The sequence below is a fragment of the Verrucosispora sp. NA02020 genome (assembly GCF_013364215.1).
GTDB lineage: Bacteria > Actinomycetota > Actinomycetes > Mycobacteriales > Micromonosporaceae > Micromonospora.
In genome coordinates, this window is the sequence record NZ_CP054923.1 from 3,898,918 (window position 1) to 3,910,944 (window position 12,027).

The following is a 12,027-nucleotide window of genomic DNA, read 5'->3' on the forward strand; positions in this document are numbered from 1 at the left end:
GAATCGGCGGCTCTTTTATCCCGACGTGACAAAATCGGCCGGGTGAACGCCCCCGTCTCCGCCACCCCCTGGCGGCGTCTCCCCGCCGACCTGGCCGCCTCCATGCGTCCGTACCTGCCGTCGACGGTTGCCGCCGTGGCGGGCGCGGTCACCGAGGCCACACCCGCCTTCGCCGGCATCGCCGACGACAAGTTCGTCCGCGACGTGCACACCGCCGTCCAGGTCGCCCTCGACCGGTTCCTCGACCTGGTCGGCACCGACGAGCCCGCGTTGCCGCCCCGGATCCGGGAGGTCTTCGTCGCCCTCGGTGCCGCCGAGGCCCGCGAGGACCGGGGGCCGGAGGCCCTGCTCGCGGCCCTGCGGATGGCCGCCCGGCTGCTGCTGCGGACCGCCTCGCAGTCGCTGGCCCGACTCCGCCCGGTCGACACCGAGGAACTCATCGACCTCTCCGACGCGGTCAGCGCGTACGTCGCCGAACTGGCCGCGGCGAGCACCGACGGGTACGCCCTCCAGGTGCGCGAGCAGGCCGGCGAGGGTGACCGCCGCCGGCAGCTCGCCGAGCTGCTGCTGCGCGGCGACGGCATGCCCAGCGCGGTGGCGGCGGCAGCCGCCCGGATCGGCTGGCCGGACCTGGACACCGTGGTGCCCGTGCTCCTGCCGCCCGACCAGGCCCGTGACGCCCGGTTCCGGTACGGCGCCGACGGCCTGGTGATCGATCGCGGCCGGGACGCGGTGCTGCTGCTGCGGGCCGGTCCCCGGGCGGCCCGCGCCCCGCTGGCCGAGGCGCTTGCCGGTCGACGCGCCGTGGTCGGCCCCGCGCTGGACTGGCCCCAGGTGCCGGCCGCCGTACGCCTCGCCGAACTGACCGCCGGCCTGGTCGGACCCGACCCCGGCCCGGTCTTCGCCGACGACCACCTGATCCCGCTGACCCTGCGCGGCGAACCCGGCGCCTTGGCGGTGCTCACCGCCCGCCGGCTGGCACCACTGGCCCACCTGCGTCCGGCCCAGCGGGACAACCTGCTGGTCACCCTGCACTCGTGGCTGCGGCACTGGGGCTCGCGGGCCGAGGTCGCCGCCGAGCTGTTCGTCCACCCGCAGACGGTCAGCTACCGGCTCAAGCGCCTGCGCGAGCGGTACGGCACCGACCTCGACGACCCGGCGACCCGCTTCGAGCTGCTGGTGGTGCTCACCAGCCACCTCGACGCCCCGCCGTCCCCGCCCCGCCGACCCGACTGAGATCGGCGTGCTCACGCATTCGCGAACCGGTGGGTAGCGACCGCCGCTGACGGCCCGACGTCTGCGGAATTGACGTGCGCGGCCGTACCGCGAAGTTGTTAGGCTGGCGGAGCGCGGGTCAGCCGCGCGATCTGCGACGAGGAGCGCGACATGCTGTCGGGGGACGACGACATCTCGGGGTGAGCGGCCCCGCCGCCGACCGGCCACTGCCGGGGCGGCCTGTCATGTCACCGCCCTGTCTGTCCGACCGGGGCGCCGGTTGCGTCCCGGCCTTCCTCCCGAGGTCTCACTGTGATGTCCGACGTCTGCGTCGTCTGCACCAACCTCTCCTTCTCCTGGCCCGACGACACCCCCGTGTTCCGGGACCTGTCGTTCACCGTGCCGCCCGGCCGCACCGGCCTGGTCGCGCCGAACGGCGCCGGCAAGTCGACCCTGCTGCGCCTGATCGCCGGTGAGCTGACCCCCACCGGCGGTGGCGTGACGGTCGAGGGCGTGCTCGGCTATCTGCCGCAGAACCTTCCGCTCGCCGGTGAGCTGACCGTCGCCGAGGTGCTGGGCGTCGCCCCGACCATCGCGGCGCTCCGGGCGATCGAGGCCGGCGACGCCGGCGAGGAGAACTTCACCGTCGTCGGCGACGACTGGGACGTCGAGGAGCGCAGCCGCGTCGAACTCGACCGGCTCGGTCTGGACGGGGTGGCGCTCGACCGGCCGCTGCACACGCTCAGCGGCGGGCAGGTCGTCTCCCTCGGCCTGGCCGCGCAGTTGCTGCGCCGCCCCGACGTGCTGCTGCTCGACGAACCCACCAACAACCTCGACGTCGACGCCCGGCACCGGCTGTACTCGGTGCTGGAGAACTGGTCCGGCTGCCTGTTGCTGGTCAGCCACGACCGGATGCTGCTGGACCGGATGGACCGCATCGCCGAACTCGACGGCGGGCAGCTCCGGTTGTTCGGCGGCAACTTCACCGCCTACCAGGAGGCCGCCCAGGCTGCCCGGGAGCTGGCCGAGCGCACCGTGCGCAGCGCCGAGTTGGAGGTCAAGCGGGAGAAGCGGGAGATGCAGCAGGCCCGGGAACGGGCCGAACGCCGGGCCGGGAACGCCGCCCGCAACCTCGGCAACGCCGGCCTGGCCCGGATCGTCGCCGGTGGACTCAAACGCAGCGCGCAGGAGTCGGCCGGCCGGGCCCAGCAGGCGCACGCCAGCCGCGTCAGCGACGCGCAGGGACGCCTCGACGAGGCCAGCCGGGGTCTGCGCGACGACCAGGCACTCACGCTGGACCTGCCGGAGACCGACGTGCCCGCCGGCCGGACGCTCGTCGAGGGGCAGCGGATGCAGGTGCGGTACGACGGCCGACCGTTGTTCCCCGGCGACGGTCTGGAGCTGACCATCCGCGGCCCGGAACGGATCGCGCTCACCGGTCCGAACGGCGTCGGCAAGTCCACGGTGCTGCGCTTGGTGACCGGCCAGACCGCGTCCGAGGGTGGGCAGGTGCGTCGGGCAGACGGCCGGATGGCGTACCTGTCGCAGCGGCTGGACCTGCTCGACCTCGACCGGACGGTGGCGGAGAACCTCGCCGCGTACGCCCCGGAGCGACCGCAGTCGCAGCGGTTGAACCTGCTGGCGCGCTTCCTGTTCCGGGGCGCCCGGGCCCAGTTGCCGGTGGGCGTGCTCTCCGGAGGTGAACGGCTGCGGGCCACCCTCGCCTGCGTCCTCTACGCCCAACCCGCCCCGCACCTGCTGCTGCTCGACGAACCCACCAACAACCTGGACCTGGTCAGCGTTGGCCAGTTGGAGAACGCGCTGAACGCCTACCGGGGCGCGTTCGTGGTGGTCAGCCACGACGAGCGCTTCCTGCACGCCATCGGCGTACGACGGTGGCTGCGCCTCGACGGAGACGGCCTGCGCGAGGTACCGGCTCCGGACGTCGACTGAGTGAAGGTGGGTGGATTTGTTGTCGCTCCAGCGACAACAAATCCACCCACGTGAGGGTCGGTCGGGATCAGAACGGGCTGAGGACCAGGCCGGCGGCGCGCGGGTCGCCGTCGTGCACGAGCGACTCGAAGGCGCCGACGTCGTCGAAGGCGAAGGCGTACGCCTTACCGTCGCGCATGTTGGCGTGGATGATCCGGGCGTACTGGTTGGTCGGGTTGCTGCGGTAGAACTCGGCGGCGTTGGTGCTGGGCTGGGTGTGGATGGTGCCGAGGGTGCCCCGGTTCAGCGCGGCGCATAGCGTCCGGGAGATCGGCCCGACCACCTGGTCGTTGGGGGCGGGCAGGTCGCCGTCACAGCCCCACACACTCGCCGACGAGGGGCGGTTGAACGAGGCGACGACCTGTCCGGCGCTGTTGGTGAAGGTCATCACCCGGCCCGAGGTACGCCCGAAGTAACGGACGTCGGGCCGGTCGCCGAAGGGCACCACGGTCAGCGTGCGGCTGGTGTACGCGTTCCACGCCGACGCGATGTAGGAGTCCAGGTAGGTGCTGCTGAACAGGCCCGCCCCGGCAGCCTTGCCCGGTGCCAGGACCCGCAGCACGGTGCCGTCGGAGCGGGTGTACACGGTGTTCGCCCAGCCGGACTGGGACCGTACGCCGTTGATGATCGCGGTGCGGCCGTTGGCGACGACGTCGCCGGTCCGTTTGGTGACGCCGTTGGCGCCGGTCACGGTGACCGCGTGCGGCACCGCGAACATGTCCACCTGGGAGCTGTTGAGCCAGAGCCCGGCGTCGTTGTAGGTGAACTCGCTCCAGTCGAACAGGATGTCGCGGTTGGCGTCGCCGGCCGCCCACGGGGCGGGCTGCACCAGGCCGGTCGGGGTGAGGAAGAACTTGAGCTTCTCGCCGAAGGAGAAGTAGACCCGGCCGGAGAAGCCGCGCGGGAAGCGGACGGTGGTGTTGGCGCCGTTGGTCGGACCGGGGATCGAGGCGTCGGGCGCGGGCGACGGTGGGATCTGTCCGCCGGACCAGGGGATGAACGTGCCGGCCTGGTTGACGTAGCCGAGTCGGCCGGAGGAGAGCTGCACGCCGATGACGTACACGTGGACGGCTCCGGACCGGCCGGTGTTGTTGGTGACGGTGACGGGCAGCAACGCCGGGCCGACGGCCTGGGCGGGTGCGGTGGCGACGAGCGCGGTCGGGACAGCGGTGATCAGGGCGGCGGCGACCGCCAGCAGTCTTCTTCGGACAACCACGGGTACTCCTCCGTTCGGTGGTGACACGGTGTGAGAGAGCGCTCTCTCAGACTCTGACTGTTAACTACGTTTGTCAATAGATGTGCGGCGATGCCGCGCGGTCGGAGGCGGATCCCTCACCGCCGGTAGCGGCCCGTGTGCGGACCGGGCGGTACGCTGCGCCGGTGACCTTCTCCGTCGTGTCGCCACCACCCACCCGGTAACGGCGTTCTCGCCGACCCGGCTCTGACGATTCGAGCCCGGGGGCGACCGTGCTGCCCGGGCGGTGACGACAACGGAGAATCCTGTGCACACCACCATGCCCCCGTCCGTGGGACGGGGAGTCTCGTACATCCTCATCGCGGCGGTCGCCTGGGGGACCGGCGGAGCGGTCGCCGCGATCCTCTACGACATCAGCGGAATGGGGCCCGTCGCGGTCTCCTTCTGGCGGTTCGCGGGCGGCGTCCTGCTGCTCGCCGCCGGGCATCTGGTGCTCCGCCGGCGGCATCCGGGCCGACCGGTCGGCACGCCCGCGCGGGCCGCCGGTCGCCGACCGGGCGATCGCTGGCGCACGCTGGTGACCACCGGCATCGGTCTGGCCGTCTACCAGACCGCCTACTTCGCCGCCGTCGGGTACGCCGGACTGGCGGTCGCCACCGTGGTGACCCTCGGCTCCGGGCCGGTGCTGATCGCCGTCGGATCCCGGCTGACGATGGGGGAGCGGTTGGGGCGAACTGGTGCCCTCACCGTGGCCTCCGCGCTGATCGGACTGCTGCTCCTCGTCGGCGGCGGCGGCGCGGGTACGGCATCCGCCCCGCTGCGCGGTCTGGCCTACGCGTTGCTCTCCGCCACCGGGTACGCCATGGTCACCCTGCTGCACCGCAAGCGTGGCCGGGACGGCATCGGGGCAGCCGCCGGCACGACCGCGTTGGGCGGCTTCACGGTGGGGATGCTCTGCCTGCTGCCCCTGGCGTTGATCGAGGGGATCCTGCCCACGGCGGGCGACGTCGGCCGGGTGCTGGGTCTGCTCGCCTACCTCGGTGCGGTGCCCACCGCGCTGGCGTACGCGCTGTTCTTCGCCGGCCTGGTCTCGATCCGGGCGACCACCGCGTCGGTGATCGCCCTGGTCGAGCCGGTCACCGCCGCGGTCATCGCGGTGCTGTTCCTCGACGAACGGCTCACCCCGGCGGCCACCGTCGGATCGGCGGTGCTGCTCGGTGCCGTCGTCGCGCTGACCCTGGGCGAACGGCGGGCGGCGTCGGCCGGTGTCAGGGTCGGATCAGGCACATCCCGCCACCGGTCGGACCGTCCATGGTGGCCAGTGCGTGCGGTACGTCGGCGAGACCGATCGTGCGGGTGACCAACGCGGCCGGACGCAGCACCCCGGCGGTCACGAGCCGGAGCAACTCCGGATAGGCGTGCGCCGGCATGCCGTGACTGCCACGCAGCTCCAACTCGTACGCGATCACGAGGTCCATCGGCACGACCGGGTGTCCCTGGGCGGCGGGCAGCAGCCCCACCTGCACGTGCCGCCCCCGGCGACGCAGGCTCCGGACCGAGGCGGTGCAGGTGGCGTGGCTGCCGAGCGCGTCCAGGGACAGGTGCGCGCCGCCGCCGGTCGCCTCCCGGACCGCCTCGGCCACCGCGTCCGGCCCGTCCAGGGTGCGCCCGTCCAGACAGACCGCCGCACCGAGGCGCCGGGCGAGGTCGAGCGCACCGGGGGCGACGTCGACCGCCACCACCCGGGCCCCGCACGCCAGCGCGATCATCACCGCCGACAGCCCCACCCCGCCGCAGCCGTGCACGGCCACCCACTCGCCGGCCGCGACCCGTCCCTGCCCGACCACGGCCCGGAACGCGGTGGCGAAGCGGCAGCCGAGCGCGGCGGCGGCCGGGAAGTCCAGCTCGTCGGGGAGCCGGACCAGGTTGACGTCGGCGTCGCGCACGGTCACGTACTCGGCGAACGAGCCCCAGTGCGTGAAACCGGGCTGGCTCTGCCGCTCGCAGACCTGCTGGTCGCCCGCCTGGCACGACGGGCACCGCCCGCAGGCGCAGACGAAGGGCGCGGTCACCCGGTCACCCGGTCGCCAGCCCCGCACGCCGTCGCCGACGGCGGTGACGACACCGGCGAACTCGTGCCCGGGTACGTGCGGCACGACGACGTCCGGATCGTGTCCCTGCCAGCCGTGCCAGTCGCTGCGGCACAACCCGGTCGCCTCGACCCGCACGACCGCGCCACCGGCCGGTGGCGTCGGGTCCGGCACGTCGCGGACCTGCGGCGGGGCACCGAACTCGTCGAAGATCACGGCACGCATGGCCGCATCCTGGCACGTCACCGGCCCGTCCCGGAACACCGACCGGCAGGAGCGAGCGGGGGACGGATCCGCGCCGCCCGCGTCCGGTGCCGCCGTGCGGTCTAGCCGGTGGGCTGGCGGGAGGCGGTCGCACCCAGGTCGACCGCGAGCGTGCGGGTCACCTCGTCCAGGCCGTCGCTCCCGGCGACGGCGAAGACGAACCGGTCCGGCCGCAGCACCACGACGTCCGCCCGGTGCCGCCGCAGCCAGGCGTCGACCGTTCCGTCCAGATCGACGACGTGGACCCGGGCGTCGTCGCCCGCCGGCAGGCGCGCCGGATCGGTGCCGGCCGGATGCGTCACGACGGACCGCGCCGGCCCCGGCAGGCGGGGCGGTTCCGCCGGCAGGGTACGCCCGACCAGCGCGAAGCCGTCGCCGAGCAGATCGTCGAGCAGGCGGGGCGTCGGATCGCCGCCGACAGCCACCCGGGGCTGCGGGAACATCGTCCCGACGGCACCGTCGCGCCGGCCGCCGGCGAACAGCCCACGCGCGTACGCGGGCAGCGGCTTGAACTCGAAGTGCCGCACGAAACGGCGTACCCGGGGCACGGTCTGCACGGCCCGCAGCACGCTGTCGCGTACCCACGCGGCCCGGCGACTACTGGCCAGGAACACCCGACCCAGGCGGACGCTCGTCTCCGCCATCGCCGCCGTGTGCGGCCGACGTTCCGTCTCGTACGTGTCGAGCAGCGCCGGGTCGGCCTCGCCGGCCAGCACCAGCGCCAGTTTCCAGGTCAGGTTCGCCGCGTCCCGCAGTCCGCTGCACAGCCCCTGCCCGAGGAACGGCGGCATCTGGTGCGCGGCGTCGCCCAGCAGGAACACCCGTCCCTCCCGCCACCGGGTGGCGATGAGATGGTGGAACGTGTACACCACGGCGCGGGTGACGGTGAAGCGGTCCGGGTCCACGTACGGCGACACCAGCTCGGCGATCTTCGCCGGTTGCCGCATGTCGTCCTCGGTCTCGCCCGGCTGGAGCATGAACTCCGCCCGGTAACTGCCCCGCGACCCGGGTGAGACGAACGCCGGACGCCGCCAGTCGCAGACGAAGGTGGTGTGCGGCGCCCGGATCCCGTCCGACGCCACGTCCCCGGAGACCGCCAGCCACGGCTCGGCGTAACTCGCGCCGGCGAGCGGGATCCGCACCGCCGTGCGGGTGGTGCTCCGGGCACCGTCGCAGCCGAGCACGAACCGGGCCCGCACCGGGTACGACCGGTCGGCGACCACGTCCCGCAACACCAGGTCGGCCCCGCCCTCGTCCTGCCGCAGGTCGACCAGTTCCGTGCCGAGACGCAGCGTCACGTGGTCGAACCGCTCCAGCCCGGTACGCAGAGCCTGCTCCAGCAACGGCTGGTCGAAGAAGTTCAGCGGCGCGTGCCCGAACCCGAAGTCCACCTCGTCGAAGGCGATGGTGGCGAACCGCCGGCCGGCGGCGTTGACGTAGTCGGCGCGTACCGGTTGGTGCAGGTCGCCGACGATCCGGTCGAGCAGACCGGCCTGCTGATAGATGCGCAGCGCCTCGTCGTCGCAGGAGAACGCGCGCGGCTGGCCGTGCGGTGCGGTGCTCCGCTCGACGACGAGCGTGCGGACGCCCCGCATCCCGAGCAGGTTCGCGGCCAGCGCACCGACCGGACCACACCCGACGATGACGACATCGACCTCCTGGACCTCGCCGGGCGACGACGACTGGGCCGGGTTCATCTCGTTCCTCCACACCTGGCCGCCCGGAACGTTCGGGCGGGGACCGTTGTATGGGTCCAGCAGAGCGGGGGCGCGTGGAGGTTCTGTGGATTTCCGGTGGGGTTTTCGGCAGGTTCTGGTGCCGCGTGGGTGGGGTTTCCGGCAGGCCCGACCCGCTCCGGGCGGTCAGGCTTGATCCCTGCGCGGGTCGGGCCTGCCGGAAACCCGACCTGGTTTGCCTGACTGGGTCGGGTTGGCCTGGTGGGGATCTGGCGTGGTGGTCTGGGTGGGGCGGGTTGGCCTGGTGGGGATCTGGCGTGGTCGGAGTGGGTGGGGTGGGTCAGGGGTGGGGGAAGCGGGAGCGGAGGAGGGTGCTGCCCTGGGTGGTGGCCAGGTGGGCGCCGGTGGTGAGTGCGGTGGGGTCGCGGCGGGCGATGCCACGGATGCGGAGCAGCTCCGGCGCGAGGACCGACTCGCCCAGGCGGTCCGCCACCGACAGGCCCTCGTCGGCCAGCTCCGCCGCCGTCGACGCGTCACCCGCCGCCAGGTACGCCTCGGCCATCGCGCTGTACGTGACGGTGCGGGTGGCCCGCAGTCCGGGCCGGTAGATGCCCTCCGCAGCGGCCCGCATCGCCGGCAGCCGGTCGTGTTCGCCGCCCCGCGCCGCCGCCCACTCCAGGAAGAAGCCGCCTGTGGTCACGAAGTGCGGCATCCCGTTGGCGGCACCGATCTCGCGGCACCGGTGCGCCGCCGCGCGGACCGTCGCCACGTCCCGTTCCTGCATGCCCATCCAGGCCGCGAAGAGTGCCGCGTTCGCCCGCCCGTACGGGTCGGCGAGCCGCTCGGCCAACCGCTCCGCCTCGGCGATGTCCCGCCGGGCGTCCTCGGCCGCCCCGCGCAACGAGCGGACCAGAGCCCGGAAGTTGTACGCGGCCAACACCGGCAGCCGGCCGACCTGGCGGCCCAGCAGATCCGGGTCGACCGAGCACAGCCGATCGACGGCGGCGGTGAGTCGCCGGTCGGCCTCGACCAGCGCGCCGGTGAAGTAGCCGACCACCCCGCGCAGGTACTCGCCGGCAGCGGCGATCAGCCCCGTGCCGTCGTCGGCCCGGACCAGCCGCTCGGCCAGCTCGACGCAGCCGGGGTAGTCGGCCTGGTTGGCGGCCAGCTCGCCCAGCGCCCACAACGCCGGGCGCACGTCGGTCTCCGGATCGACCAGAGCCAGCAACTCCCGGGCGCGGGCACAGACCTCGTCGACGGCGTCGGCACCGACGCCGACCGTCATCTGCAACAGGGCGGCCCGGTGCAACTGGACGGCGAGTTCGGTGGCCGCCGCCGACGGCGAGGTGCCCGCGAGCGGCGACAGGCGCCGGGCCGCCCGGTCCAGGTGCCCCAGCGCGTCCTCGTACGCGAACCGCCGCGTCGCGTCGTCGGCCGCCGCCAGCGACCAGCGCAGATGGTCCTCGCCGTGCCCGAGTCCGATCGCCTGCCCGAAGTGGTGGGCCAGCTCGGCCGGGGCCACACCGCCGACCCGCTGGTACGCCAGGGCCAGCCGGGCGTGCAGGGCGGCACGTCGTGGCGGCGGCACCTGCGCGTACGCCACCTCGGCGAAGAGCGGATGCCTGAACCGCACCGCGCCCGGCCCCGCCTCGGCGACCAGCGCCGCCGCGTACGCCGCCGTCAGCCCCTCGGCGATCCGCGTCGCCGACACCTCCAGGACCGTCGCCATCGTCTGCGTGTCCAGGTCGTGCCCGGCCACGCCGAGCAGCTCCAGGCAGTCGCGGGCCGCGTCGGGCAGGTCACCGAGACGTAGTCGGACGGTGTCCCGGACACTCGGCGGCAGGTCCGCGTCGGTCGGGTCGGTGCCGGCGCGCAGCAGCTCGGTGATGAAGAACGGGTTGCCTCCGGTCCGGGTGGCCAGGCGCGCCGCCACCTGCCGGTGCGGGGGCGTGCCGGTGCGTCGGCGGACCAGGGTGGCCACGTCGGTGTCGGTCAGCCCGGCCAGCCGCAGGTGACGGAAGTCCGCGCCACGAGCCAGGTCGGCCACCGTCGCCACCAGCGCCGGGTGGTGCTCGTAGGGGCGCATCGTCGCCAGCACGAGGACCCGGGTGTCGGCCACGGTCGTGGCGAGGAACCGCAACAACAGCAGCGAGTCCGGGTCGGCGGCGTGCAGGTCGTCCAGCACCACCAGCAGTCCGGCCGCTGCGGCGACCGTCTGGACCAGGTCCGCCACCGCCTCGTACGCGCGAAACCGCGCAGTCGGGTCGGGTGCCGCGTCGCCGGTCGACCCCTGCGCCGGTCCGGCCGCGAAGCCGTCCAGTCGGCGCGCCGACCCGGTCGCGCCCGCCTGCGGCATCGCGGCGAGTGTCCGCACCACCTGGTTCCACAGCCAGAACGGCGGTGCCTGCCCGACGTCGGGGCAGCGACCCCACACCACCGGTACGCCCCGCGCCCCGGCGTGCGCGTCGAGCGCGGCGGCGAGCGTGGTCTTGCCGATTCCCGGCTCACCCACCACGACGGCGACCCGGCCACCACCGCCGGTCGCGTCCGTCAGCGCCGCCAGCAGCCCGGTCAGCTCGACGTCCCGGCCGACCAGGGAGTCCGTCAGCGTCGCCGGAGCCGGGCCGCCCCCGCCGGTCACCGGGTGAGCCGGTCCGGGCCGGTCGGCCGGAGCGGACATGGTCGGGTCGGTCCCCACGGTCACTGGGCGGTCCTGCGCGACATTGGTGACCGGCGTGGCCGTCGGCGGCGGCACGGACTGGGTCAGGATCCGGCCGTGCAGCCCGCGTAGCTCCGCGCCAGGGTCGATCCCGTACTCGCCGGCCAGCACCCGGCGGCCCTCGTCGAAGGCGGCCAGCGCCTCGGTCTGCCGTCCGGACCGGTAGAGCGCGAGCATCAACTGGGCGCGGGCGGTCTCGCGGACCGGGTTCGCGGCCACGAAGTGTCGCAACTCGGCGAGTACGGCGCCATGGCGTCCCGCCGCCACCGCGGCGGTGAACCGTCCCTCCTCGGCACCGAGGCGTGCCTCGGTCAGGCGGGCGGCCTCGGGACGCACCGCCGTCAGCTCGGCCGCACCGGTCAACGGCTCACCCCGCCAGAGTGCCAGTGCCTCGGTGTAGCCCCGTTCGGCCGAGACGGCGTCGCCCGCCGCGAGCGCCTGCCCCGCGTACGCCGCCAGACGGTGGAACCGGACCGCGTCGATCTCCTCCGGCTCGACGCGCAGCTCGTACCCTCTGGGGTGGCTGCGCAGGATGCGGGCCGGCTCGCGGTGGCTGCGCTGGGGCTCGACCGCACGGCGTAGCCCGGCCACATAGGTCCGGAGCGTCATCTCGCCGCTGGCCGGCGGTCGGCCGTCCCAGAGCGCGTCGACCAGCCAGTCGGCGGCGACGAACCGGTTCGGGCGCAGCAGGAAGAGCGCGAGCAGCGCCCGCTGCTTCGGCCCTCCGAGCGGCACGGTGTGCCCGTCCCGGACGGCCTCCAGCGGTCCCAACATGCGGAACTGCACCTGACCACCACACTGTCCGGTCCCCACCCTGGCCGGGTCGAGTATGCCAGTCGTCCGCACCTCGACCGGTCCGTGCTTCCCGACCGGATC

General features: G+C 73.9%; 7 protein-coding genes. 3 read left to right on the plus strand and 4 right to left on the minus strand.

Translation table 11 applies throughout. The annotated features are described in order from the left end of the window. The first annotated feature begins 42 nt into the window (after positions 1-42). Both HUT12_RS16820 and HUT12_RS16825 read left to right on the plus strand, forming a co-directional pair. Entirely contained in the window at positions 43-1,236 is a 1,194-nt protein-coding gene (locus HUT12_RS16820) for a helix-turn-helix domain-containing protein (protein ID WP_254876854.1), read from the plus strand. A gap of 294 nt (positions 1,237-1,530) precedes the next feature. Further along, entirely contained in the window at positions 1,531-3,168 is a 1,638-nt protein-coding gene (locus tag HUT12_RS16825; protein ID WP_176093986.1) for an ABC-F family ATP-binding cassette domain-containing protein, read from the plus strand. 67 nt (positions 3,169-3,235) lie between these two features. Here HUT12_RS16825 and HUT12_RS16830 read toward each other — a convergent pair whose 3' ends face one another. Continuing rightward, entirely contained in the window at positions 3,236-4,423 is a 1,188-nt protein-coding gene (locus HUT12_RS16830) for a beta-1,3-glucanase family protein (RefSeq protein WP_217706018.1), read from the minus strand. 310 nt (positions 4,424-4,733) lie between these two features. On the opposite strand from HUT12_RS16830, the gene HUT12_RS16835 reads away from it, so the two are divergent. Next, positions 4,734-5,762: a DMT family transporter gene (locus HUT12_RS16835; RefSeq protein ID WP_254876855.1), complete on the plus strand. Its 1,029-nt coding sequence runs from the start codon at positions 4,734-4,736 to the stop codon at positions 5,760-5,762. On the opposite strand, the gene HUT12_RS16840 is transcribed toward HUT12_RS16835, so the two are convergent. The 3 genes from HUT12_RS16840 to HUT12_RS16850 all read right to left on the minus strand — a co-directional run bounded on the left by HUT12_RS16840 (position 5,671) and on the right by HUT12_RS16850 (position 11,925). Continuing rightward, entirely contained in the window at positions 5,671-6,717 is a 1,047-nt protein-coding gene (locus HUT12_RS16840; protein WP_176093988.1) for a zinc-dependent alcohol dehydrogenase family protein, read from the minus strand. The genes HUT12_RS16835 and HUT12_RS16840 overlap by 92 nt on opposite strands. A 101-nt stretch (positions 6,718-6,818) precedes the next feature. After that, positions 6,819-8,453: a bifunctional 3-(3-hydroxy-phenyl)propionate/3-hydroxycinnamic acid hydroxylase gene (locus HUT12_RS16845; protein ID WP_176093989.1), complete on the minus strand. Its 1,635-nt coding sequence runs from the start codon at positions 8,451-8,453 to the stop codon at positions 6,819-6,821. Between the two features lie 319 nt (positions 8,454-8,772). Next, positions 8,773-11,925, minus strand: coding sequence for a BTAD domain-containing putative transcriptional regulator (locus tag HUT12_RS16850; protein WP_254876856.1), 3,153 nt, complete (start codon positions 11,923-11,925; stop codon positions 8,773-8,775). Positions 11,926-12,027: the final 102 nt, after the last annotated feature.

Excerpts from the sequence above, each read along its gene's own strand:
- HUT12_RS16825 (WP_176093986.1), top strand. The coding sequence starts at position 1,531 with ATGTCCGACGTCTGCGTCGTCTGCACCAACCTCTCCTTCTCCTGGCCC.
- HUT12_RS16850 (WP_254876856.1), bottom strand. The coding sequence starts at position 11,925 with ATGTTGGGACCGCTGGAGGCCGTCCGGGACGGGCACACCGTGCCGCTC.
- HUT12_RS16840 (WP_176093988.1), bottom strand. The coding sequence starts at position 6,717 with ATGCGTGCCGTGATCTTCGACGAGTTCGGTGCCCCGCCGCAGGTCCGC.
- HUT12_RS16845 (WP_176093989.1), bottom strand. The coding sequence starts at position 8,453 with ATGAACCCGGCCCAGTCGTCGTCGCCCGGCGAGGTCCAGGAGGTCGAT.